Here is a 22864-nt window from a genome sequence, read left to right on the forward strand (position 1 = left end):
GCCCTTTCACTCCGTATAGGTAAGTGGGCTATGAGGTTTTGTGCAATTCTATAAGACTAGAATAGGTGAGCATATGCAGAATTAGCGCGAAGTCCTATAGAACGAATCTTAGGCCATCGCCATAGTCGGATAATCCGACTATGGGCAGGAGATGTTTGGGGTTGTTCTCGTAATAGTCGGTTTATCCGACTATGGGCAGAGAGTGTTTGGCGTTGTGCGGGACGTGGAGTATTTGGGTGGTTTGGGTGGTTTGGGTGGTTTGGGTGGTTTGGGTGGTTTGGGTGGTTTGGAGTCCTCAGTTCTGGCAGATTTGATTGGAATGGCGTTATAATCCGGGCTTCCTTCTCCAATTCCACTGCGATATGGTGCCAAGGCCAAAAAACTGCCTTCATCACCTTGAATCGCAGAGTTGGGACTTCACCAAGGCCAAAAAACTACCCTCACCACCTTGAACCGCAGTATCGGGATTTCGCCAAGGCCAAAAAACTGCCCTCATCACATTGAATCGCAGCGTTGCGACTTCGCCAAGGCCAAAAAACTGCCCTCATCACTTTGAACCGCAGCGTTACGTTCAAAAAGGCGCCCGAGCCCCCCCGTATGCGAGGAGTCTTGGACGCCGTAAGCCATTTTTCCAATCGGCGTACTATTCAACAACTTTTTTGGATGCGAATACAAAATAAACGAAGAACACGCTGCAAATGAAGGCAATGAACCCATATCCACCGAAAATATCAAATCTCGATGAGAAGAAACCAAAGCCCAAGCCTATTATCATAAGTACTGCATTTTCTCCCAAAGATTGAAACGAATCCATCGTCGCTCTCATGGAGGAATCAATTCTATGATGCAAATATCCGGTTGTAATCGGTTCGATTACGCCTGCAAACAATCCGATTAGAAAAATCGCCGCCAACCCGGTATAGTCTTTAACTAACGATATATAGATGAACCCTGCGGCAATTACAGCGGTCACTCCCGACAGCAAAGTCCTGTAGCTGAACCAGCCTTTCATCGCATGCGCAAGCATGTTCCCTGGAAGTCCCAACAACATAAATGCTGCGGAAAACAACCCAAAATAGACCACCGGAATGTCCAGTCTCTCTAAATAAAGCTGCCAGAACTCATAGATGAAACTCAAGGACGCACCCGTAACCATGCCTGATAGCAACAAAAGGGAAACTCCCCGGTTTTTTCTAAAAAAGAGCAATGAAGCTCTTATATATTCTTTAATCTCTATCGGCTCATCGGTATTGCTTTTAACGGAAGGTTCAACGAGCATTAACGATAGGCATAAAGAAACAAGCATGCTGACCAAGGATATCCAATAATTCAACTCGAAATCAAACCGGCTAGCCAGAAGACTCCCGCATAAGGCGGCTATTATGGCTGACGCGAAATCGAACACATTCAAGCGGCCCAGAACTTTTTCAAAAAACTGTTCCTTACCGCTTAGCCGTAATGAATCATAAAGCAATGCATTTTCCGACCCGCTGGTTGCTGATCTAGCAATGCCCGCCAGGAAAATCGCTGCGGAAAAGTGCCAGAACTCCGTCGCAAACAACAATATAAGGAACATGTAACACCACAAAACAGCGCTTAGCACCATCATTTTCTTCCGGCTCCAGTTGTCGGCAATGATTCCTGTAGGAACCTCAAGTAAAACAATAGTTATCGCATAAATAATTTCCGTATATACGACCATCTGGATCGTCATGCCCCGCTGTTCCCAAAACAACCTTTCAATTACATAGGCGGGTACTAGGCTGTGAAAGAACCGGATGGCATACAGTTTCCATATATTGTCCATATTCTTCATGATTAACAAGCTCCTCCCGTTTCTGATTGCAACGTGCGCAACCACAAAACGGAGGACCTCGTGGACCAATCGGCTTTAAGGCTTAGCAGGGAGGACGAGCGAATCTCATGTCAACATCTCCTTGGTTTCGATGTAATGGATTTCATCTATCATTATTCTCTGTAGTCCTCGACGATGACATCTATTGCCCCTGTCTCCGGGTCCATAACAAATCCATGAACAGGGATCGCTTGCGGAAAAAGCGGATGCCTGCGGATCATCTTAACGCTGTGCATAACGCCTTCCTCAGCGCTGTCGAAACCGCGTAAAAACTTATCCATGCGAATACCGGCGTTTTCAAGTGTCTCTATCGCTAACGGATCGATGCCATGCTCGGCGAACTTGCTGACCATTTTCATCGGATCGATCTCTGTCATGCCGCAGCCGAGGTGGCCGATCACAATAACTTCGCGCGCTTCCAGTTCATACACCGCTACCAAAATACTGCGCATAGCGCTGCCGAAAGGCTGAGTTAATATTGCGCCGGCATTTTTAATGAACTTAGCGTCGCCGTTCTTAAAGCCCAATGCCTTCGGAAGAAGTTCGCTTAGCCGGGCATCCATGCAAGTCAATATCGCTACCTTTTTATCCGGGTACTTGTCCGTTAAATAGTCCTCATACTTCTTCTCTTCTACGAATTTCTTATTAAGCTCCAGTAAACTCGGAACGATAGACATAACCGTGACCTCCTCGCATGACGCGACTTTCCCAGCAATTAAGTCTATCATCAAAATGATACGGATAGCAAAAATCCAAAAAGCGGATTAGCCTATTTTATTGGAACATTTTCACCCCTGCACCATTAGCTCGACCAATTCAATGTCATAACTGAATTCCCCGTTTCTTGCTGAAACGAATTCCCCTAGAAAAGAGCTAGCAACTGGCTGGAAAACGGAAGTAAGGCAAATTGTACCCTTTATAAAAGACCCGCTCCACGTCATTTTCGACGCGAGGCGAGTCTCTTACAACATTTTCTCTTTGGAGTATATTCGCATCTCAACAGTATCAATCACAAAACCATCTGGTGAATACAATCTCTGTACCGCCTAACCCGTGCAATATTGCAGTTTGATCTGATCCTTCTGGTCGAACTCCAATCCCAGATACAATATCTGCATCAAAGATAGTCCCCGCAGATCCGGTATCCAATAAAACTCTATCTAAATGAAGCTTATGTCCGCTATAAACAATGTCTACTGAAACAATAGGAAGATCACAGAGTAACCCGAGCTCTATCCCCATCTCTTAAAACCGACCCATTTCTCTTCAATCTTCAGATCGGCACGTGAGGTATGCAGAAAGTAAATTTCCTTTGACGGCTCATTGCGATGGAGTTCTTTGTATCTTTGCATAGCTTCCAATGAATCATCATATCGATCAATGATCGTTACTTCCTCCACACATCGAAATCCTTCTTGAGAAAAAGCATCTGTAGCCTCAAATACGACCCACTTATCAGGGAACTTCTCACGAACTTCTTCCCATTGCACAGCTTGTCACCTCCGTACAATTTGTTTCAATTATACCATGATTGTTCATTGTAAAAAGAACTTGGAATATTGAGTAGCCTTTAACGATTTATTATTTTGAAATAGCGATACACTTTATTTAATCTCTCGTCATGTCTTCCCTTCGGGCTTTCCATTTTCCCGAATTCAAATTTCTTATACAAACCCGCCATTAACACGAAGGGTCTGACCGGTAACCCCCTGCGATTCAGTTACCACTCATCAGGTACAACCTGCAAAACGTGCAGGTGTTTCATTCTCGACCTTATGGGGCAGCCCCTTTCAAAGATTGTTTATCGACTTTCAATACTCTTGGCAATCATAAATTGAGCTGCATAATAAGTGATCATAACGCCGTATCCGGCCCCCGCAATGGGGGAAACGAACATATTCCAGGCCAATAAGGAATCGGACACGAAGAACACGATGGCGCCTGCAACGGCGATTCGGCTGCCGCTGATCACAGCACTCCAAATCATACTAGATATGACAATGACATAAACAAGCACGGGAAGCCATAGTCCTGTATCTCCCCCATTATAGATACCTTTGTGCAGTCCCGATAGCAGCCACACGGAATATACTGAGATCGGGATCAATGCTATCAGGCGATAGAAGGACAAACCTTGCCACCTTGTCACGAACGCCGCGAAATACACCACATGTGCGAACAAGAAGGAACTCAGCCCAAGCACAAACCATTTGTCTCCGGCTAACAATAAGAAACAGTCGCCTATGGCTGAAAGAAGCAGCCCTGCGATAACCAGATTGCGGTACGTTTTGGCGACATCGCGCATCGTTGCGACCAATCCAATAATAAGCAGAATAGTTCCCGGCTTCAATATCCAGCGCATCATCGTATTTCCTTCTGCCATAACAAGTAAATACCCCGCCCCAGACAGAACAATTGCGGCTAATAATAGCTTTCGCTCTCGGCTCATCCTAGTACCCCTCCAAAAATAAATTATGAAACGATCGCTAAGCTCCAGCTTGATTGACAATCTGATAGAAGGATATCAGAACACACTCTCAAAATTCTCCCAAATCCGTCCCGAAAACAGCTTACTTAATTTAAGTCAGCCGTTCGGACAGGAACGCTGGGTCTTCCCATCGCATTTCGCCTGTAAAGAGGAAGCCGGGAGATCACCCCCCGTCAATAATGCGCTAGTCTGCGGGGAGTTGTTGATCGTATGGAACGCCAAAGAAAAACGAGCCTAGAGAATTGCTTCTAAGGCTCGTTTTTCTTGTAGAAGGTTTCTTATACAAACCCGCCGTTTATCCGTTCCATAATGCCGGAGTACCTGTTCCGCTGCGTCTATCCGCTAAGCAGTTTATGATTTCCCGCAGACGCCGTAAAAGAACATATGGACCATGCCTTGGAGAAATTTATCCATATCCGCGCTTTGTTTGGCCATTTCCAGTACCGCCTCGTACTGATTCATAAACAGTTGAATAAAAGCCAGAACGTTCTCAGTGGTAACGTCTTCCGAAATCTCGCCGCTGGCTTTCCCTTCCTCAATGATCCGAATGGTCAATGGAATAGCTCTCAACTTGTATTGCTCATCGATATAACGAGTTAGTTCATCATCTTCGATCAATAGTTCTTTAATAAGACCGGGCGGGAAATCCCTATAGGTTTCTTTCTCCAGAAAGATAATATGCTCGATCTTTTCCTTTAACGAGTGGCCTTCGTTCATATATTCCTCGAAATCGCGAGTGGCCTTGTCGAAGTAGTTCTTGAACACATCGCGGAGCAGAGCTTCCTTGCTTCCGAAATAATTATAGATCGTGACCTGCGAAACATTAGCCATCTTGGAAATATCGGCGATTCGAATTCTCTTGGGGTCCGATGTCCGCAGCATGTTCAAGGTGGTTTTCATGATTTTCTCTTTGATTAATTTGGCCCTTTTCTCAAAACCATTCATCACGGTTCACCCTAACTCCATAGAATATTATAAATTTTATGAAATAATAATATAAAAATAGTTCACAAAACCATTGACGAACCAGTCGGTCGGGTATAGTATAACATATGAAATATGATAGTAGTTATATTTCATTTCTTTATTTACGGAGGTGCCGGTATGTTAACCGTTCAAAATTTGACGAAGACATTTTCAAACGGGAAAGGAATTTTCGATGTCTCTTTTTCGGTGAAGGAAGGGGAGGTTTTCGGCTTTCTGGGACCGAACGGGGCGGGCAAATCTACGACGATCCGGCATATCATGGGCTTCATGAAACCGGACAAAGGATACGTGAAGGTGAATGGGCTGGACACCTGGAAAGAGCAGGGAAAATTTCAATCTTACGTCGGGTACCTGCCTGGAGAAATTTCTTTTTTCGATGGGATGACGGGTAAGACTTTTCTGGATTTCATGGCTGACATGCAGGGGATGAAAGACTTGTCCAAGCGCGCACGCTTAATCGATCGTCTGCAGTTCGACGTCCATACTCCCATCCGCAAAATGTCCAAAGGCATGAAGCAAAAGGTTGGCATCGTAGCCACATTCATGCATGACCCTAACGTGATTATTTTGGATGAACCGACCTCAGGTCTAGACCCGCTCATGCAAAAGGTATTTATTGAAATTGTGCTTGAGGAGAAGGCCCGCGGGAAAACGTTCCTGATGTCTTCGCACAACTTTCCGGAAATCGAGAGAACCTGCGACAGGGCTGCGATTATCAAGGATGGCGTCATCATTACCGTCAAGGATGTTCATGAACTGCAATCGATGCAGCGAAAGCTGTTCGAAGTCACCTTCGAAAACCAAGCCGAGGCGAAAACTTTTCTGGATTCCGGCTTGCTTATCGAATCGCACGAAGGGGATCGGGTAAGGGTTTCCGTCCAGGGCAATTACGATAAGTTTGTGGAAGAGACGGCAAAGTACAAGATACGCAATATCGATATTTTCACCCAAAACCTTGAGGATATATTCATGAATTACTATGAACGAAAGGAGACGATGAAATGAATGCCACCTTATATAAACAGATGATGAAAGTGAACATGAAGAGCTTCATGAATTATGCATTCGGATCTGCCTTTTATATCCTTCTCATGTTTTGGTTATATCCCAGTCTCGCCAAAAACACGAAAGCCATCGATGAATTGGTCCAAACCATGCCGGAAGGTGTAGGGAAAGCCTTCGGTCTCAACGGCTTTGGCAGTGCAGAAGCATTCATCTCGGGGGAATACTACGGATTAATTTTAGTTCTCATCCTCTCTATCGTATGCGTTCAGGTATCGACTCAGCTTATGGCTAAATTAGTGGATCAAGGCTCCATGGCTTATTTATTGTCCAGTCCGACGACAAGAGGGAAAGTCGCTTTCACGCAAGCAAGCGTTTTGACGACCGGACTATTCCTGATTATGGCCGTCACGACCATCGCCGGGTTTGCTGGAAATGCATGGTTTCTTGGAGATGGTTATGTATTTGATACATCCAAGTTCATTCAGATGAATGTGGCTGCGTTCTTGCTCTTCTTTGCTGTCGGCGGCGTCTCCTTCCTGGTATCCTCTCTTTCCAATGACGAGAAGAAGGCGCTTAGCATTTCCGGATTGATTACGTTCGGGTTCTTCAGTTTGGATCTGGTGGGTAAATTCAGCGAAAAGATCGATTGGGTTAGAAACATCTCCATCTTCTCCTTATATAAACCCGGCGAAATTATTAACGGTAATGCGGATTTGGCTGTACCTTTCCTCATTCTCGCCGTCATCGGGTTGGTTTCGATCAGCCTAGCCATTGTTCTGTTTCGAAAACGAGACCTGCTTTTGTAGCATGTATGAATTACGTGCAAATGAATAAACTCCAAGTCCACAAGCGGCTTGGAGTTTTATTTTTCTCGGGATGGGGGCGGCAAACTTACTATTCTTAAACGTGCGCTAAGCGACTCAGAGTAGCAGCCTCTTCATCCACCTCATTGAATTTGATGTTTAACCCAAGAGCAATAGCTACTTTAATCAGAGTATCAACTCTAGGAATTTGCGAACTGTTTTCTAAGCGTGCTACCTGGGCTTGAGTAAGACCCGCTTTCTTGGCAACTTCATCCTGAGTTAATCCAAGCATTTTGCGACGCTTAACTATATCTGATACCATATGTGCAAGCTGTCGAATCGTTTCAGTTTCTATTGTATCTTCCCCGATTTCTTTCATAAAATCATCGAATTTCATTGCAGTTCCTCCACTTCACTTATTGATTTCTTTTGTTCCAGTCATCTCTTAATTGCATTGCTTTCTTGATTTCTTTTGGTGGGGTTTTCTGCGTTTATTTACGGAAGTGATTCAACAAAATGAGCCTTCCATCCTTAACTTGAAAAAACATTACCCTATATTTATCAGGGCGTAGCTCCCAAATATCTTCAATAATGTGTTTGGCAATGTCCTCTGGAGCGTAAGTTCCCTCCTTTGAGTTCGCGTAGCCAAACTTTCAGTGCTGAGTTGCCATCCATATCTTCATAAATTTCAACCTCATACACTGGTCGGTTAGCTCCTTCATAACTAATTCCAATGCAACAATAGCATATGCCGAATATGATATAATAATATCGTATTCGGCATAAATATTCAAGTTTCTATTTTATTATAAAGATTCTCCGATATCGGAAATTTACATTTTTAACGATCTATTATTTTGAAATAACGATACACCTTGTTTAATTTCTCGTCATGTTTTCCCTTCGGACTTTCCATATTCCCGAATTCAAAAAACTTCACTTTTTTTATTCCCACGTAACGGAACAAGGCTCTCCTCATTAATACTTTGTGCGCATTATTCAACCAGAACAAAGGATACAGCGGAGGCCCCATCATTGTTGAAATACAAACAACCGACCTTCCCTTCAAAAGTCCTTCCGGCATAATTCCACCCTTATCTTGGTAAGCAAAACCTGAAGCAAACAATTGATCAATATAACCCAAAAGCATTGCTGGAGGTCTTCCCCACCAGATCGGATACACGAAAACGATTTTATCTGCCCAAATGATTTGTTCTCGATACTTTGCAAGCTGTGGATCGGTGTGCATATCCCTTCTGCGTTTATCCTTATTGAAAACGAGGACCGGATTAAACTCCTCCTCATATAAATCCAGCACCTTTATGTCCGTTAGATTGGGATTCTCCCTGCTCCCTTGGATGACTTTTTGCAAAAATGCATAACTTAGGCTCTCATGATTAGGATGCGTATAAATAATCAGCGTTTTCATCGCGCCACCTCTTTACTTATCATTTGACAATCAAATCGTAACACAATCCATTTTTAGTTGTCAAATGATAATTGTATTATGATAATTATTTTGATATCGTGTCAGTAAGAGGTGATCCCTATGGACAACAAAGCTTTTTTCCATAAATTCGTGGCCTTTACTACTGCTGTTCATCAAATGACGCACGAGATTACAAAAGGTGTTAAATCCGATGTCATTACCCCCGTTCAATACAGTATTCTTGAATATATAGCGGTTAGCCAGCCCGTTACCCTTAGTCAAATTAGCGACTGTCAGCATATGTCCATGCCGAACACGAGCCGTGAACTAAAAAAACTAAGCGAGAAAAATTTATGCGAAAAATTTGCCGTTGCCGAAGATCGACGAAAGCAATTTATCCGTCTTTCCAAAGACGGGGAGGCCATGATGAATGAAGCTTTTAAACACATCGAAACCCGTTTCCTGCAACGGATAAAGGATGTTTCCGAAGAAGAGCTGGAAGAAATCGATCGCGCTCTGGATGTGCTTAACACAAAAGTGTTTCATTCAGGTAAATCATTGTAATGGGAGTACACGCCGACAAGCTCTTCCCCTAGACTAGGGAGAGCTTGTCTTTTTAGGATAGTCGCTTACTTTAGTTGAGAAACAATAAATAATTTAGTAAACTAAAGCTATCGAAGGAGGGGATCTGAATGACCGATCTTGCAAATACAATGGAAATAGGAATCAGTACATTTTTGGAGACTACGCCGGATCCGGTGACAGGAGAGGTTATCAGCCATGCCGAGCGGCTGCGCAACGCGGTTGAGGAGATCGTGCTGGCCGATCAGGTCGGTCTCGATGTGTATGGAATAGGGGAGCATCATCGAGCCGATTATGCAGGCACCTCGCCCGCTGTCGTACTGGCAGCCGCTGCTGCCATGACCAAGCGGATCAGGCTCACGAGTGCCGTTACCGTATTATCCTCGGATGACCCGGTTCGTGTGTATCAAGCTTTCTCCACCCTTGACGGTATCTCTAACGGTCGGGCGGAAATCATGGCAGGCAGGGGTTCGTTTATTGAATCCTTTCCGCTATTCGGATATAGCCTAGATGATTATGACGAATTGTTCGAAGAAAAGCTAGAACTGCTGCTTGCGATCAGATCCTCGGAAAAGGTGACTTGGCGCGGCGGTCATCGTCCCGCCATCGATAACCTGGGTGTATATCCAAGGTCCGTTCAGAGCCCGCTGCCGGTGTGGATTGCAAGCGGCGGGAATCCGGAGTCGGCTATTCGGGCAGGCATGTTGGGTCTCCCTATCGCATTCGCCATCATCGGAGGAATGCCGGAGAAGTTCGCTCCACTAGTCAATCTCTACAAGGAGGCTGCCGCTCGGGCCGGACACGACCCTGAAACGTTATCCATAGCGACACACTCGCACGGATTTGTCGGAGAGACAACCGAACAAGCTGCCGATCTGTTCTTCCCTTCAACTCAGGCCCAAATGAACGTCATCGGGCGAGAGCGGGGTTGGCCTCCATACAGCCGGGAAGCTTATGACGCAGCGCGCAGCCTCCGGGGCGCCCTCTATGTCGGCGATCCCGAATATGTCGCGGAAAAAATCCTTCTGTTGCGCAAAAATTTGGGGATCACCCGGTTCTTCCTACATGTGAATGTCGGCACGATGCCGCACCGTGAAGTCCTGCGCGCGATCGAGCTGCTCGGCACCAAGGTCGCACCGATCGTACGTAAGGAGCTGGCCCGGTAAGGGGCAAGGAACCAGGGAAAGATAAAAGCCGCTTACACCCCATCGGGAGCTGTAAGCGGCTTTAAAAATGAATGCCTGATTTTCGGCTACATCTGATTATTGGAGGAGCTATAATAGGAACATCTTTCAAGCTAAGGGGTACATGAAATGATACCTGCCGAACACAATCAAGAATACTACAAGGCGTTATTGGAAAAAAGATCGGAATATGAAGGCGTATTCTATGTAGGAGTCAAGACTACCGGCGTTTTCTGTCGCCCGACTTGTCCGGCGCGGAAGCCAAAGTACGAGAACTGCGAGTTTTACGAGACGGCTCAGCAAGCGCTTCTCGCTTCCTATCGGCCTTGTCAACGATGTCGCCCGTTATCCCATCCGAATCATGTCTCCGATATCGTCCGTCAGCTCGTTGATGTCGTAGAGAAAAATCCTGAAAAACGTTGGAAACAGCAAGATTTCAAAAATCTCTCGGTGGATGAATCAACGGCGCGTCGTCAATTCAAGAAGCGATTCGGAATGACATTCGTTGAGTACGCACGCGCTCGCCGAATGGGACTAGCCTTAAAGAATATTAGAGGAGGTCAAACAATCATCGATACCCAACTATCGACCGGCTATGAATCGAGCAGCGGCTTTAGAGACGCTTTTTCTCGAATTATGGGTGCAGCGCCTACTTTGTTAGCGGATAACAAGATTCTCAAAGCATCTTGGATAGATACAAAGCTTGGCCCCATGATTGCCATTGGAGATGAGGATGCGATCTATCTTCTGGAATTCGTGGATCGCCGAGGTCTGGAACGCGAGGTGGAACGGCTCAGAATAAGGACGAAGTCGGCGATTATCCCTGGTACCACGGGGCCCATAGAATCGATTGAAAGCGAACTAAGCCAATATTTCAACGGAAAACTGACCGAATTCAAAACCTCCCTCTGCTTATTGGGTTCGCCTTTTCAGAAAAGCGTGTGGGAGCAATTAATGAGGATCCCGCCGGGAGAAACCCGATCCTATTCCGACATCGCTATCTCGCTGGGTAAACCATCCGCTTTTCGCGCCGCAGCTCAAGCCAATGGCGCAAATCAGCTTGCCATCGTGATCCCTTGCCACAGAGTCATTAACTCGAATGGCGATTTGGGCGGTTATGGCGGCGGCTTAGCAAGGAAAAGCTGGCTGCTCCATCATGAAAAACAGAGCCCTTCAAACTAGAGGGGCTCTTTTGTAATCTATATCTTTTTAACAAATTCGGATTTCAATTTCATGGCTCCGAAACCGTCGATTTTGCAATCGATATCATGATCTCCATCAACCAAACGGATGTTTTTAACCTTCGTACCTATTTTTACAACCGATGAGGTTCCTTTAACTTTCAGATCTTTGATTACGGTTACGGAATCGCCATCGTTCAAGACATTGCCATTTGCATCTTTGATAATTTTATTCTCTCCGCCATTATCGGTTCCTAATTCTAAAGTCCACTCATGTCCGCACTCCGGGCAAATCAGGAAACTTCCATCTTCATAAGTGTATTCTGAATTACATTGTGGGCAATTTGGCAAATTAGACATAATCTCAGTTCCTTCCTTTTTTAAACCACTCGGATTTGGGCTTGAGCACTGGGTTTGCCTTGGATTTAGGAGGTTTCAATGCTGCTAATGTCGATGAATCTTCTGCCTTTAAAGGCTGGGTTGTACCTAGCATCGGATAGGGATGGTCTTTCACTTCGGGAATGGTTTTCCCGATCAATTTCTCAATATCCTTAAGATACGGAATCTCCTCGGTTTCGCAAAGGGAGATAGCGATCCCGCTCAGTCCTGCTCTACCGGTACGGCCAATTCGATGAACATAGGTTTCTGAAATATTAGGGAGGTTGAAGTTGATCACGTGAGAAAGTTCCTCAATATCAATTCCTCTTGCTGCGATATCCGTCGCTACCAGCACCCTCGTTTCGCCGCTCTTGAAATTACTAAGTGCAGCTTGGCGGGCATTTTGAGATTTGTTTCCATGAATGGCCTGAGCGGAAATTTTCACTTTAGTTAGGTCTCGCACTACACGGTCAGCGCCATGCTTTGTACGGGTAAACACGAGCGCGGAAACAATGGATTTATCTTGTAGAAGGTAATTCAATTGATTTTGCTTATTTGCCTTATCAACCAAATAAACAGATTGCTTTATCCTATCCACAGTAGAAGACACCGGAGTGATTTCCACTTTCACCGGATTAACCAGCAGCGATTTAACCATTTTGGCTATTTCTGGCGGCATCGTTGCCGAGAAGAAAAGAGTTTGTTTTTTGCTGGGCATTTTTAGAATAATTTTCTTTACATCATGAATAAAGCCCATATCCAGCATCCTGTCGGCTTCATCAAGTACTAATATTTGGACATATTGCAGATCAATGCGCTTTTGATTCATTAAATCGATGAGTCTGCCCGGAGTTGCAATAATAATATCCGCACCTTGATTTAGCGACCGCTCCTGAGCTTTTTGCGAAACGCCGCCAACGATGGCAGAACAACGCAAATGGGTGTATTGGCTATACGCTTGAATGTTCTCGGAAATCTGAAGAGCAAGTTCTCTTGTAGGCGTTAAAATCAATGAGCGAATGCGGCGTTGCGTAATGGGTCTGCTTTGCTGTTCGCTTAATAGCTGGATAATCGGCACGGCAAATGCGGCCGTTTTTCCTGTCCCAGTCTGGGCGCAGCCAAGTAAATCTCTGCCGGCTAACACTGCAGGTATCGCCTGTTCCTGTATGGGTGTCGGTGCAGTATAGTTCTCCTTGCTTAAAGCTTTTAAAACCGCGGGTATTATACCTAAGTCATTAAATGTCATTTTATCTCCTTGATCTTGGATATCTATATTTTTCACAAAGTGCAAGATGACCTTTCCAGTTCTTTTAATTGTACGTCATACAATGCCATCTTGTATATCAGGCCATCCGGGAGGGATAAACCTCTTGCCACATGATTGAGATGCCCTTTATCCACCAGAGTTCGCGGGTTTACGCATTTCTTCAATCTCCCCGCACACAGAAGAGCTTCTCCAGCTTTACAAAGCGGAGAAGCTCTTTCGCATGTTCTTCTATCATTCTGAAATATCCCACCAAACTTGACGATATCAATATCTATTCCTTACACTTTATAATTCTGAATCAGTTGGCTTCTGTTCTTAATGTCAAGCTTCCTAAAAATATTCGTTAAATGCTTCTTCACCGTAACCTCGCTGAGGTACAGTTTGCCTGCGATCTCCATATTAGTATGGCCTTTAATGATCAGCTCCACGACTTCCTTCTCTCGCGATGTCAGGGCGGCGAGCTCCTGTTGCGCATCTCTGCGTTCGTCCAGCATGCCGTAGTTCGCAAGCATTTTGTTCAGATAACTCTGCAGCTTATTTCCTCTTGTATCAATGACATAATAGGGCGTCGGAGTTATGCCGTCATAATCATAATGCACCGCATGCTTGGCAACCTGACAGCCGAGGCCTTGGTGGATCTCTCCGAAGAACGGATTAGCCGGAGGCGCAGCGACGAGGAATCCGGCTGAAATGATATGCGTGATGAATGTTAAGCCGGCAGCTGCACGCATCGATTGGTCGGCGAAGTCGGGAATATCGATCGTCTTCACGAAATACCCCGCCTTCGACTCCTTCGATACTTTCAATTCCTTCAGCATCTGCTCCGACAAGCCTGCAAAATAAGCCGAGGACAGAGGCTGAGTGCGTAGATAGTCCAATGTGTGAACGTTGATCGGTATGATCACCGACAGCCCCGACAGAACCCCTTGCCCGTTCCGGATCAGCTTAACGATACTCGGATCCAACTCATGCAACTCTTGGAGATGGATATGCTTCAAAGTATATAGGTTTTCTTCCGCAGAAATCACGTAATCGTAGCGTTCCAAGGTTTCCGGATTGGTATAGGTAATCTTCGCCTCTTTGCTCGATGAGTACCTGTTCTCGATATATCGCTCAGCCTCGCGCCAGTTGAAGCTGTTGAGCGGTTCCCACCGATGGGTGCCTGAATTCTGATAGAAGAAGGCTAGGATTGCCGGATCGCCAATATAATAGAACCACTCCGCAGTCTCCCAAGCGACCAATTTCTTCTGCACCGACTCCTTGATCAGATCATAATAGAAAAGGATACAGCGCTTCCGAATCCCCTTGTATTGCTCAGGCGCGCGCACCTGCAGCTCGTGGCAGATCGCATCACGCATGAGGTCGTGAAGCAGCCAGCCCCGATCCACTCGGCGGACGAAGGAAAGCCCCACGAGCTTAAGGAATTGCTCCGTCGTAACCGGTATTTCCATAGCACACGAGAGCAGCTCCTGATTGAAATGACGCATCACCGCTGCTGTCTCCACCAGCCCCCGAAGTTGCGGATCCGGCAGCTCCTTCAGCCAGGTATGCACCACCTGGGCGAACACGCCGTTATCGTCCGCGATCGCCAATGGCTGCATCGCTTGGGACAGCGTCGTGGAAACGAGCAATGACAGGGTTAGCGGATGCCCCTTGGTCTTGCTCCAAATTTGGTGGATGTCGTTTTCCACCTCGATGCCAGAACGGCTCAGATACTCCTTCACCGAGAAATAATCCAGATCCCCAATGGGCATATGGCTGATCAACTGGCGCCAAGCGGGCGAGGACAGCCATGCGCCTTGAATCGGGTAGCGTCCGGATATGACGACGAGCACTTCGGAATGGAGCTGCTGAAGGAACTCTTCGCGGAACCAGTATTCGAGCTCTCCCAACTCCTCGAACGTATCCAGCGCGAGGACGACTCCGCCCGGCTCAGGCTCTTGCTGAATCGCTTCCTGGCATAGTTCGATCAAGCGGCTTAAGTTATCCGTTTGCTCATCCTTTGACAAGTTGTAGCGAAGCAGCCGCAGCAGATGGAGACAGAACTCCTGCGGATTATGCGGGAAATCCCTGCTGTCGAGCAGCAGGAACCGTGAACACGAATGAAGGGCGATCCGGCGGAATTCGTCGAGGAGGTAGCTTTTGCCTACGCCGCCGGTGCCATAAATATTGAGAATATGTCCTCTATGTCTCTTCTTTGACAGCTGTTCACGGAAAAATTGGATCTCCTTCTGCCTTCCTACCAGATAATGCCGTTCAATCTGATCGATTTCGTGAACGAATCGTTCCCCAGCTTCTCCAGCTCTGCCCTTTTCCTTCGACATGCTCCGAACCACTCCCTTCCCCCGCCGAATACCGCTTGCTGAGTTGCCTGCTTACACCATAATCAATCCGCCATTCACTTTAGTAGAAGTACCCGTTAAGAACCGGCTCTCCTCACTGGCCAGAAAAGCAATCGCGCCCGACACGTCATCAGGCATCGCCACCCGTTGCAGCGGCGTCATGGCCGCAATATGCTGCTTGACCGCGTCCGGCGTATACCGTGATGCGTCTGTCTGGACGAGTCCCGGTGAAACGACGTTCGCCGTCACCCCATATGGGGCGTTCTCCAACGCTACATATTTCGCAAACGTATTGAGCGCTGCTTTGGCTGAGCCATGCGCCGCCATATAAGGCGTCGCGACATCGGCCGCACTGCTGGATATATAGATGATTCTTCCATATTTTTGGGCAATCATAGCAGGCAAAATCGCTTGTGTCAACGTAAATGTTGCCTTCATCTCATCATTCAGCTTCTGGGCAAATTCCTCCCATTGCATCTCGATCAGCGGTTTCATTACAAAAGACATATTCGCATTACTCACTAGGATGTCGATGTTTCCAAGCGTTTCTAGAATAGGGTCCACGACGCTCTTCACCTGCTCGGGATCACGCACGTCCGCCCTTGCCAGTTCGGCTTTCCCCCCGGCGTTCCGAATCCGATCCACGATCGCCTGGGCGGAATCCTCCTGCTGAACATAATTTACGATAACTTTAGCGCCCTGTTGGGCCAGCATCAGCGCCGTAGCCGCTCCGATTCCTCGGGAGCCTCCCGAGATGAATGCTATTTTCCCATGTAAATTCATCTGTTGTTTGCTCCTCTTATTTGATGAGCTGCTGCTCTTCATCCGTCACGAAATAATTGTGAATATCATAATGCGGCACTTCAAAGCCGGGATGCCCGTCTGGTTGAAACTCAATGTCCGTCTGTTCGATCCGCGGCATCGGCATTCCTTTCGTGCCACCAAGGTTGATGTGGCTCTTCCCTTGAACGAAATCCTCTTGGGCAATCATATATTCGATGAATACGAGCTTCCCTTTATACACGCCATAGATCGGCCCCATCGGCGCATCACCTGCTTGCGGATTGGCCCAATGCGCGCCCATCGCCGGAACGACGGCCGGATCGAGCGGGATGGTTCCCTTCGGCAGAGCGAGCACGTACAGCTCCATTTTCTGCGGGTCCCATGTCACCATTTGAGCGCCGATCGCATCTGCTAAATCCTTCACCCATGCCGTTGCTTCTCCTTTGTTCGAGAGCAGATTTGCGATGGTTTTGCCGTTAAGCACGGCTTGCGTATGCTTGCTGTTGTAGGAGACTTTCTGCTCCAGCACGGTGGCGAATGCTTCTACGGATACATATACCTTACCATTGCGATTGTGATTGGCTTTCGATTGCACGGGAACGCCATTAATCAAAACGGATAACGCCGCGGATTTCTTTTTAGCTTCAGACGCTGAGGTACTGCTATGCGCAGCAGCCGTATTCGCGAATAACACCATCATCAACACAACCAATAATCCTACTTGTTTCATTGTTAGCACCTCACATTGGTTTTACAATCATTAGAATAAACAATACGATACCTAGGAACGAAGCGGTGTTGTACAGACGATTGGCTTTCGTGAGAAGTGCCGTCTTGTTCGTCGATGTATCCATCGCAGCTGGTCTTTCATCCCCACCGTTCAATATCTTCATTAATTGACTCATAACAGGACCGAGCATACCTACTGCAACCACCTGAATGAGCACATACAATACGAGAGAAATCCAAATCCATAGATCCGAGAATTCCCAGTCGGACAAGACGACAAGCGCCACACCCGACACGACAGCAATCGATCCGCCTATTTTGGGGAAATAGTTGAGCGTCTGAAATAATGCCAGCGACTGTCGAAGCTGCTCCTCTTGCTGTCTCTTCCTGAACAAAATATGACCGAAAAACGTCGGCCCGATGCCAATAATCGCCGACATTACATGAATCACAACAAGCCATTCCATTGTCCGTTCACTCCCAAGCTCCATCATTCGTTCTGAAGACGCGTCATCCAAGAACTTCTTAAATTTACCATGCGTGCAATTGGATCGATAGTATCCTCAGGTAGAAGAAAGGTAGTAGATGGGTAGAAGGTGAAAAATAAAAAAGCCCAACACAGGTGTCGGGTTGAGTTTAGGCTGTTGTTAACGACAAATTCAGATTTCAATCCTTTAATCCCAAGGGGCGAACGGCTATTTTGTGAAACTGGCTTGTCTTCGTAATAATCCGGCTGTTTTTTAGAATTTTTTCATCGCTTGCTTTCCAAGTATGGCTCTTTTTATTTTTTCTTCGAATTCCTACGAAATTATAGGGCGAAGAAGAGTATATTTTATATCCCTTATTACGACTGCGCCGCATAAAATCTACATCTTCACCAAGAGTAATGTTTTTGAAACGGACTGCACTATATAAGCGCTTCTTAAATAGTAGAGTGCCCCCTGCCACGAACTTCACGAATTTATGCTGCCTCTTCGGAGAGGTTATGGCGAGCAGTCTTTTCCCCTCGAAATATTTGAAATGGGCTGTTTTTCCGACTATTGAGGCCCCAGACCGGTGAAGAGCGCTCATTTGCTCCAGAAGATAATAAGGCGAATAATAGTCATCGTCATCGAACTTCGCGATAAACTGGTATTTCGCTTTATCCGCCGCAACATTCAGGCATCTGCCCAACGTGAACTTCTGCGGGACTTGGTACACAGTAATATTCGAGTATAAACGGACCTGTTTGCGATAGTCCGATAGCTTCATACTATCCTTATTTAATATGATGATTAACTCTTTATTATTATACAACTGCCTTCTGTAATTACTTAATATCTGATTAAAAAAGAGAGGTCGATTTGTACACGTGATGACAGAAACCCCATTATGCCGAATGGAATACCTGGACATTTTATATCAGCTCCCGCGCCTGACTGCTCTAAATTATTATCGCTATCCATGAATACGTTGAACTTGGAATGCCTCGGCAAACTCTTCATAGACCTGATTTCCGCGAAATTTGGCTTTATTCAGCAAGCTTTCAGGGTGAACGGGATGCCGAGTCGTTTCTATCTGGGTTTGATAGGCTTCCAATGCCTTTATTTTGTTGTCCATCTCCTCTGATGTAAGCGGAATGAATAAGTTCGGTTGAAACGAAATTTCACCGTCGGTTTCATAGATCAATAGAGTGCCGTTCCAAAAGTAGGGTCGTGTGGCGGCTACGGCGGCCTGATGCAGAGCTTCGTGATCCTGATGTTTGGTAATGGAGGGGATGTAGATGACCTCGGGTTCCAATTCCTGGATATGACGTTCGATTTGAGCAACAATTTCCACTCGCGGGATTCGATCCAATTTACCGTCGTATATTTCTTTTCCGCTTTGATCCGGGAACATAATATGATAATCCGTAACCCCGAGACGATGCATGGCTTCTTTTAATTCTTCGATCCGAGTTTCTCCGTTATAGGAACTATAGGATTTCGACTCTTTTTTATAACGTTTGGAGTTGCTAAGCGAAAGGGAAGCAATGACAATTCTAACCTTGCTGCCGCTATGGATGTATTTTTGGATGACACCGCCGCAGCCAAGCGTCTCGTCGTCGGCATGCGGCGCTAAAACCAGAACGCACTGATTTGAATACAGGATGCCTACCATTCGCATCGCCGCCTTTGTTCAGAATGTAATATCGATACTCCATAATCTATGAGAGAAAATAATAATGGTAAATGTAGTTGCCTATTTATTCGTAAGATTAGTTGCATGTCCAAAGATTACGGAACTTGAGTTGAGTATATTGGTTAAAAAGAAAGTGGTGTTAGATAATCCGTGAAGCCATACGTTCGAATTCTATTGACGGGTGTCGGCTCTCCTGCAGCACCCGGTGTCATTCGATCTCTCCGCTTAAGCAATGAGATTGACTTTGACATTGTTGGCGTGGATTGCAATCCCGATGCGATCGGGTTTCATATGGCAAACCGGCAATTCACGGCTCCCCGCGCTTCGGTTGACGGGTTCATGCCTTTTATCCGGCAAATTTGTGTAAATGAGAAGATTGATCTCCTATTTTCCCTTGTTACGGATGAACTCATTCCATTGTCCGAAGCAGAACAAGAACTTCTTATGCTTGGAACTCGTTTGCTCATATCCCCTGCAAATTCCCTCAAGAAGGTCATCAATAAGGGGGAATTATACAAGGAGCTTCAAGCAATAGGCATCCCTGTGCCTGATTTCCGTATTGTCCGGACCGCCGATGACCTTAAACAAGCAATCCGTCATTTAGGATACCCGCATCGCCCTGTTTGTTTTAAACCTACCGTTTCCGATGGAAGCAGGGGGTTCCATATCTTGAATAACGAAATTGACAAGTTTCGAATGCTTTTTCATGAAAAACCGAGTTCAGCTCATATTAGCGAGGAAGAACTATTTGGAATTATCGACAAGAGAACGGAGATTCCAGAGACGATTGCGATGGAATTCTTGCCTTTCGAGGAATATAGCGTAGACCTTCTTGTAAACAAAGGGAAGGTAGTCGTGGCTGTTCCCCGGTTGAGGGTGGCTACAGTAGGCGGAATTTCAACGAAATGCGTCATCGCCAAAGAGCAGGATATTATTGATTATGCGGTGCTGGTCGTAGAAAAACTGCAATTGAATGGAAATATTGGAGTGCAGGTTAGAAGGGACCGAAATAGAACACCTAAAATAGTTGAAATTAATCCAAGAATACAAGGCACAATCGTTCATTGCACCGCCGCGGGAATCAACCTTCCAGTGCTTGCAGTAAAACAAGCCTTAGGAATCGCTCCAACCGAAGCGGAGTTGAATGTACGGTGGGGGACTCGAATGACACGATATTGGGAAGAGGTATTCTATGATGCTCATGGATCTTCATTTGCACTCTAATTACTCGGATGGGAAAAATACGCCCGAAGAAATGATAGAAGCGGCAATTAAAATTGGATATGAAGCTATCGCACTTACAGATCATGTCTGGAAATCTAGCACATGGATTCCGGCCTATTCCGCTCATCTTGAAACACTGAAGAAGAAATATGCAAATAAGATAACACTCTATTCGGGGATTGAAGCGAAGGTGGTTTCTTTGGAAGGCGACATTGACGCGGATCTCACTTTCGACCTCCAAAGCGGATGCGGAGCGGTTACCGAAGCGATCGATTATCGAAAACTGGCTCATGGCCTTTTATCGGATGCTTGAAAACCCCAGAGTAGATATTATCGCCCACCCATTGTCCGAGTTAAAACCATTCGGAGTCCGAGACGAAGACCTGCCCTTGCGGGAAATTAGCGACCGAATAGCCGTGTCCAATAAAATTATGGAATTTAATGTCCGATACAATGGAATCGACGAGCAGGTCATCAAGCAAGCTAAAGATAGGGGGGTTCAATTTCTGATCTCTTCGGATAGCCACTCCGTAAAAGATTTGATATTAAACAGCAGGAAGGTCAAAGAAATAACGGGTAAAGGAGGATTTCGGATTGTAGATATTCGTCAGTATTTACTAAACAAGAAAAAACCACTTGCTCGGTGAAAAATAAATACAAGATGACCATTGGTAAACTCGCGACACATGCATGACAGAATCGGCATCCGCTTCCTAAGCCAAGAAAGACCAAAAAGCAGTCCCTCGACGGCCACGTGCCTCCGAAGGACTGCTCTGCTATGCCTGGATAGTATCGAACTTCAGCAAACTGGAAGCTGGCGCCCGATCTAACATGATCAATCCTCTTCTTATGCTTCCCTAACCCTTGTTCGGTCCAGGGTTATTACGGTTTCTTCTTCCTCGGTCTGCCTTGCACGTTTAATGAAGAAAGAAAGCAGCAGCCCGACAATTCCGATTCCAATAATGACAAGATACGCATCATTAATACCCTGGATAGACGCCTCCATCACCATATGCTCCTTTGAAGAGGAGCCGCCTGCGGCGATCATATCCTGAAGATGAGTCTTGGTGCTAGTCGTCATAACCGTGACAAGCAGCGCGGTACCTATCCCGCCGGCCACCTGCTTGATGGTGTTGGAGATAGCCGTACCATGCGCATTCAGTCTTGCGGGCAATTGGTTTAGGCCTGCCGTTGTGATTGGCATCAAGAACATGGCCATCCCGAAGCGTCGTCCTGTGGACATCAGGAGTAAATACGTATAACTAGTAGAATCGGTCAGATTAACGAAACCGATTGTTGTCACAATCGTAATCGCCATACCGATAATGGACAGCCACTTCGCTCCAAAGCGATCGAACAGCCTTCCTGTCAACGGCATCATAAATCCCATCAGAAGCGCGCCAGGGAGCATCAGCAGTCCGGACTCCATAGCCGTATATCCCCGTGCATTCTGCAAATACAAGGGAAGCAGCATCATATCCGCATACATGACCATCGTAACCGCAATATTAATAACGGTAGTCAGGGAGAACATGCTGTATTTGAACGCCCTGAGATCAAGAAGCGGGCTCTTGGAGACCAACTGTCGCCAGGTGAACAGCACCAGAGAGACAACACCCACCGCAAGAGATACAAGCACTTCCGCACTTGACCAGCCCTTGCTCCCAGCACTGCTAAAACCATAAAGAAGAGCACCGAACCCGATTGTCGAGAGAATGACACCCCAAATGTCAATCTTGGGATAGCTGCGTTCAGCTACATTTTTCAGATAAATAAAGGCAACAACAATAACAATAACGGCAAGCGGGATCATTCCATAAAACATCGTACGCCAGGAATAATGCTCCATGACATAGCCGGCGAGTGTCGGCCCGATAGCAGGAGCAAAAATAATGGCGAAACCGACCAAGCCCATAGCGGCTCCTCGCTTGTCAGGCGGGAAAATGGTCAGGACGACATTCATCAGCAGCGGCATAATAATACCGGCACCCGCAGCTTGAATCAGACGACCGGCAAGCAAAATGTCAAAGCTGGACGCCGCTGCCGAAACAATGGTTCCGCCGAGAAAAATAATCATGGAAGTCTGAAAAAGCTCGCGGGTCGTAAAGCGCTGCATTAGAAATGCGGTGATCGGAATAAGAACCCCGTTTACCAACATATAGCCTGTTGTCAGCCATTGAGCCGTAGACGCCGCAATATCAAAGTCGACCATTAGCTCCGGCAGCGCGACGCTCATAATGGTCTGATTCAGAACGGCGAGGAACGCCCCCAGAATCATGACAAACAACAGGGGACCTTTCTTAATGGAACTGCTGTCAAAGGCTGAATTTTTACTCAACATTCTCAATCCCTTCAAAATTCACGTGAAATTAATAGACACTTTGTTGTATAATAGACTCAATGTAATGTAAAGAATTATATCATCTCTCTTCTATTTCACAAGCAACAGCTTTTTGAAAAATGTTTA

The 22864-nt window shown here is 46.2% G+C and carries 24 protein-coding genes and 1 pseudogene; 8 read left to right on the forward strand and 17 right to left on the reverse strand.

Annotated features, from left to right (window positions below; genetic code table 11):
• Positions 1-643: 643 nt before the first annotated feature.
• The 5 genes from K7P76_RS23310 to K7P76_RS23330 form a co-directional block, all read right to left on the reverse strand.
• Positions 644-1816, reverse strand: coding sequence for an MFS transporter (locus K7P76_RS23310; RefSeq protein WP_232187718.1), 1173 nt, complete (start codon positions 1814-1816; stop codon positions 644-646).
• Between the two features lie 152 nt (positions 1817-1968).
• The gene (locus tag K7P76_RS23315) at positions 1969-2532 is read right to left on the reverse strand and encodes a beta-class carbonic anhydrase (RefSeq protein ID WP_232187719.1); all 564 of its coding nucleotides are present in this window, start codon (positions 2530-2532) and stop codon (positions 1969-1971) included.
• Between the two features lie 555 nt (positions 2533-3087).
• The gene (locus K7P76_RS23320) at positions 3088-3345 is read right to left on the reverse strand and encodes a hypothetical protein (RefSeq protein WP_232187720.1); all 258 of its coding nucleotides are present in this window, start codon (positions 3343-3345) and stop codon (positions 3088-3090) included.
• 311 nt (positions 3346-3656) lie between these two features.
• The gene (locus tag K7P76_RS23325; RefSeq protein WP_232187721.1) at positions 3657-4304 is read right to left on the reverse strand and encodes a lysoplasmalogenase; all 648 of its coding nucleotides are present in this window, start codon (positions 4302-4304) and stop codon (positions 3657-3659) included.
• A 390-nt stretch (positions 4305-4694) separates the two neighbouring features.
• Positions 4695-5243: a TetR/AcrR family transcriptional regulator gene (locus K7P76_RS23330; protein WP_232187722.1), complete on the reverse strand. Its 549-nt coding sequence runs from the start codon at positions 5241-5243 to the stop codon at positions 4695-4697.
• 204 nt (positions 5244-5447) lie between these two features.
• Between K7P76_RS23330 and K7P76_RS23335 the strand changes: the two genes are divergently transcribed.
• Both K7P76_RS23335 and K7P76_RS23340 read left to right on the forward strand, forming a co-directional pair.
• Positions 5448-6335 (forward strand): ABC transporter ATP-binding protein, encoded by an 888-nt coding sequence (locus tag K7P76_RS23335; protein ID WP_232187723.1) that lies wholly within the window; start codon positions 5448-5450, stop codon positions 6333-6335.
• Positions 6332-7141, forward strand: coding sequence for an ABC transporter permease subunit (locus tag K7P76_RS23340; RefSeq protein WP_232187724.1), 810 nt, complete (start codon positions 6332-6334; stop codon positions 7139-7141). The genes K7P76_RS23335 and K7P76_RS23340 overlap by 4 nt, the downstream gene beginning before the upstream one ends.
• Positions 7142-7235: 94 nt before the next feature.
• Here the strand turns inward: K7P76_RS23340 and K7P76_RS23345 are convergent, their stop codons facing one another.
• From K7P76_RS23345 to K7P76_RS23350, 3 genes and pseudogenes are all read right to left on the reverse strand, one after another.
• Entirely contained in the window at positions 7236-7535 is a 300-nt protein-coding gene (locus K7P76_RS23345) for a helix-turn-helix domain-containing protein (protein ID WP_232187726.1), read from the reverse strand.
• A 94-nt stretch (positions 7536-7629) separates the two neighbouring features.
• A pseudogene (locus K7P76_RS33745) lies at positions 7630-7752 on the reverse strand (type II toxin-antitoxin system RelE/ParE family toxin); the annotation flags it as partial.
• A 227-nt stretch (positions 7753-7979) separates the two neighbouring features.
• A complete protein-coding gene (locus K7P76_RS23350; protein ID WP_232187728.1) occupies positions 7980-8567 on the reverse strand; it encodes an NAD(P)H-dependent oxidoreductase in 588 nt (195 codons plus the stop codon).
• Between the two features lie 120 nt (positions 8568-8687).
• Here K7P76_RS23350 and K7P76_RS23355 point away from each other — a divergent pair, with 120 nt between their 5' ends.
• From K7P76_RS23355 to K7P76_RS23365, 3 genes are all read left to right on the forward strand, one after another.
• Positions 8688-9131 carry a MarR family winged helix-turn-helix transcriptional regulator gene (locus K7P76_RS23355; RefSeq protein WP_232187729.1) on the forward strand — a complete coding sequence of 148 codons (444 nt, stop codon included), beginning with the start codon at positions 8688-8690 and terminating at the stop codon, positions 9129-9131.
• Between the two features lie 128 nt (positions 9132-9259).
• Positions 9260-10315, forward strand: a complete 1056-nt coding sequence (locus K7P76_RS23360; protein ID WP_232187730.1) for an LLM class flavin-dependent oxidoreductase — start codon at positions 9260-9262, stop codon at positions 10313-10315.
• 147 nt (positions 10316-10462) lie between these two features.
• Positions 10463-11515, forward strand: a complete 1053-nt coding sequence (locus tag K7P76_RS23365; RefSeq protein WP_232187731.1) for a bifunctional transcriptional activator/DNA repair enzyme AdaA — start codon at positions 10463-10465, stop codon at positions 11513-11515.
• A 17-nt stretch (positions 11516-11532) separates the two neighbouring features.
• On the opposite strand, the gene K7P76_RS23370 is transcribed toward K7P76_RS23365, so the two are convergent.
• From K7P76_RS23370 to K7P76_RS23405, 8 genes are all read right to left on the reverse strand, one after another.
• Positions 11533-11874: a zinc ribbon domain-containing protein YjdM gene (locus K7P76_RS23370; protein ID WP_232187732.1), complete on the reverse strand. Its 342-nt coding sequence runs from the start codon at positions 11872-11874 to the stop codon at positions 11533-11535.
• A 4-nt stretch (positions 11875-11878) separates the two neighbouring features.
• Positions 11879-13138 carry a DEAD/DEAH box helicase gene (locus K7P76_RS23375; protein ID WP_232187898.1) on the reverse strand — a complete coding sequence of 420 codons (1260 nt, stop codon included), beginning with the start codon at positions 13136-13138 and terminating at the stop codon, positions 11879-11881.
• A gap of 299 nt (positions 13139-13437) precedes the next feature.
• Entirely contained in the window at positions 13438-15483 is a 2046-nt protein-coding gene (locus tag K7P76_RS23380; protein ID WP_232187733.1) for a LuxR family transcriptional regulator, read from the reverse strand.
• 51 nt (positions 15484-15534) lie between these two features.
• A complete protein-coding gene (locus tag K7P76_RS23385) occupies positions 15535-16284 on the reverse strand; it encodes an SDR family oxidoreductase (protein WP_232187734.1) in 750 nt (249 codons plus the stop codon).
• Positions 16285-16300: 16 nt separating this feature from the next.
• Positions 16301-17014: a hypothetical protein gene (locus K7P76_RS23390; RefSeq protein WP_232187735.1), complete on the reverse strand. Its 714-nt coding sequence runs from the start codon at positions 17012-17014 to the stop codon at positions 16301-16303.
• 10 nt (positions 17015-17024) lie between these two features.
• Positions 17025-17480 carry a DUF2269 family protein gene (locus tag K7P76_RS23395; RefSeq protein WP_232187736.1) on the reverse strand — a complete coding sequence of 152 codons (456 nt, stop codon included), beginning with the start codon at positions 17478-17480 and terminating at the stop codon, positions 17025-17027.
• A gap of 199 nt (positions 17481-17679) precedes the next feature.
• Positions 17680-18408 carry a glycosyltransferase family 2 protein gene (locus K7P76_RS23400; RefSeq protein WP_232187739.1) on the reverse strand — a complete coding sequence of 243 codons (729 nt, stop codon included), beginning with the start codon at positions 18406-18408 and terminating at the stop codon, positions 17680-17682.
• A 42-nt stretch (positions 18409-18450) separates the two neighbouring features.
• Positions 18451-19152: a PIG-L deacetylase family protein gene (locus K7P76_RS23405; protein ID WP_232187741.1), complete on the reverse strand. Its 702-nt coding sequence runs from the start codon at positions 19150-19152 to the stop codon at positions 18451-18453.
• Between the two features lie 171 nt (positions 19153-19323).
• Between K7P76_RS23405 and K7P76_RS23410 the strand changes: the two genes are divergently transcribed.
• Genes K7P76_RS23410 through K7P76_RS23420 form a run of 3 tightly spaced genes read left to right on the forward strand, consistent with a single transcriptional unit; the run spans position 19324 to position 21044 of the window.
• Entirely contained in the window at positions 19324-20397 is a 1074-nt protein-coding gene (locus K7P76_RS23410) for an ATP-grasp domain-containing protein (RefSeq protein WP_349403264.1), read from the forward strand.
• Positions 20366-20710: a PHP domain-containing protein gene (locus K7P76_RS23415; protein ID WP_232187745.1), complete on the forward strand. Its 345-nt coding sequence runs from the start codon at positions 20366-20368 to the stop codon at positions 20708-20710. Before K7P76_RS23410 ends, K7P76_RS23415 begins: the two co-directional genes overlap by 32 nt.
• The gene (locus K7P76_RS23420; RefSeq protein WP_232187747.1) at positions 20688-21044 is read left to right on the forward strand and encodes a hypothetical protein; all 357 of its coding nucleotides are present in this window, start codon (positions 20688-20690) and stop codon (positions 21042-21044) included. The genes K7P76_RS23415 and K7P76_RS23420 overlap by 23 nt, the downstream gene beginning before the upstream one ends.
• A gap of 200 nt (positions 21045-21244) precedes the next feature.
• On the opposite strand, the gene K7P76_RS23425 is transcribed toward K7P76_RS23420, so the two are convergent.
• A complete protein-coding gene (locus tag K7P76_RS23425) occupies positions 21245-22738 on the reverse strand; it encodes a DHA2 family efflux MFS transporter permease subunit (RefSeq protein WP_232187749.1) in 1494 nt (497 codons plus the stop codon).
• Positions 22739-22864: the final 126 nt, after the last annotated feature.

It is taken from the genome of Cohnella silvisoli (assembly GCF_021190915.1).
Taxonomy (GTDB): Bacteria; Bacillota; Bacilli; order Paenibacillales; family Paenibacillaceae; genus Cohnella; species Cohnella silvisoli.

What these genes read in the sequence shown, in the direction of transcription:
- K7P76_RS23310 (WP_232187718.1), bottom strand. Translation starts at nt 1,816, where the DNA reads ATGAAGAATATGGACAATATATGGAAACTGTATGCCATCCGGTTCTTT.
- K7P76_RS23315 (WP_232187719.1), bottom strand. Translation starts at nt 2,532, where the DNA reads ATGTCTATCGTTCCGAGTTTACTGGAGCTTAATAAGAAATTCGTAGAA.
- K7P76_RS23325 (WP_232187721.1), bottom strand. Translation starts at nt 4,304, where the DNA reads ATGAGCCGAGAGCGAAAGCTATTATTAGCCGCAATTGTTCTGTCTGGG.
- K7P76_RS23330 (WP_232187722.1), bottom strand. Translation starts at nt 5,243, where the DNA reads ATGAAAACCACCTTGAACATGCTGCGGACATCGGACCCCAAGAGAATT.
- K7P76_RS23335 (WP_232187723.1), top strand. Translation starts at nt 5,448, where the DNA reads ATGTTAACCGTTCAAAATTTGACGAAGACATTTTCAAACGGGAAAGGA.
- K7P76_RS23340 (WP_232187724.1), top strand. Translation starts at nt 6,332, where the DNA reads ATGAATGCCACCTTATATAAACAGATGATGAAAGTGAACATGAAGAGC.
- K7P76_RS23345 (WP_232187726.1), bottom strand. Translation starts at nt 7,535, where the DNA reads ATGAAATTCGATGATTTTATGAAAGAAATCGGGGAAGATACAATAGAA.
- K7P76_RS23350 (WP_232187728.1), bottom strand. Translation starts at nt 8,567, where the DNA reads ATGAAAACGCTGATTATTTATACGCATCCTAATCATGAGAGCCTAAGT.
- K7P76_RS23355 (WP_232187729.1), top strand. Translation starts at nt 8,688, where the DNA reads ATGGACAACAAAGCTTTTTTCCATAAATTCGTGGCCTTTACTACTGCT.
- K7P76_RS23360 (WP_232187730.1), top strand. Translation starts at nt 9,260, where the DNA reads ATGACCGATCTTGCAAATACAATGGAAATAGGAATCAGTACATTTTTG.
- K7P76_RS23365 (WP_232187731.1), top strand. Translation starts at nt 10,463, where the DNA reads ATGATACCTGCCGAACACAATCAAGAATACTACAAGGCGTTATTGGAA.
- K7P76_RS23370 (WP_232187732.1), bottom strand. Translation starts at nt 11,874, where the DNA reads ATGTCTAATTTGCCAAATTGCCCACAATGTAATTCAGAATACACTTAT.
- K7P76_RS23375 (WP_232187898.1), bottom strand. Translation starts at nt 13,138, where the DNA reads ATGACATTTAATGACTTAGGTATAATACCCGCGGTTTTAAAAGCTTTA.
- K7P76_RS23380 (WP_232187733.1), bottom strand. Translation starts at nt 15,483, where the DNA reads ATGTCGAAGGAAAAGGGCAGAGCTGGAGAAGCTGGGGAACGATTCGTT.
- K7P76_RS23385 (WP_232187734.1), bottom strand. Translation starts at nt 16,284, where the DNA reads ATGAATTTACATGGGAAAATAGCATTCATCTCGGGAGGCTCCCGAGGA.
- K7P76_RS23390 (WP_232187735.1), bottom strand. Translation starts at nt 17,014, where the DNA reads ATGAAACAAGTAGGATTATTGGTTGTGTTGATGATGGTGTTATTCGCG.
- K7P76_RS23395 (WP_232187736.1), bottom strand. Translation starts at nt 17,480, where the DNA reads ATGGAATGGCTTGTTGTGATTCATGTAATGTCGGCGATTATTGGCATC.
- K7P76_RS23400 (WP_232187739.1), bottom strand. Translation starts at nt 18,408, where the DNA reads ATGTCCAGGTATTCCATTCGGCATAATGGGGTTTCTGTCATCACGTGT.
- K7P76_RS23405 (WP_232187741.1), bottom strand. Translation starts at nt 19,152, where the DNA reads ATGGTAGGCATCCTGTATTCAAATCAGTGCGTTCTGGTTTTAGCGCCG.
- K7P76_RS23415 (WP_232187745.1), top strand. Translation starts at nt 20,366, where the DNA reads ATGATGCTCATGGATCTTCATTTGCACTCTAATTACTCGGATGGGAAA.
- K7P76_RS23420 (WP_232187747.1), top strand. Translation starts at nt 20,688, where the DNA reads ATGGCCTTTTATCGGATGCTTGAAAACCCCAGAGTAGATATTATCGCC.
- K7P76_RS23425 (WP_232187749.1), bottom strand. Translation starts at nt 22,738, where the DNA reads ATGTTGAGTAAAAATTCAGCCTTTGACAGCAGTTCCATTAAGAAAGGT.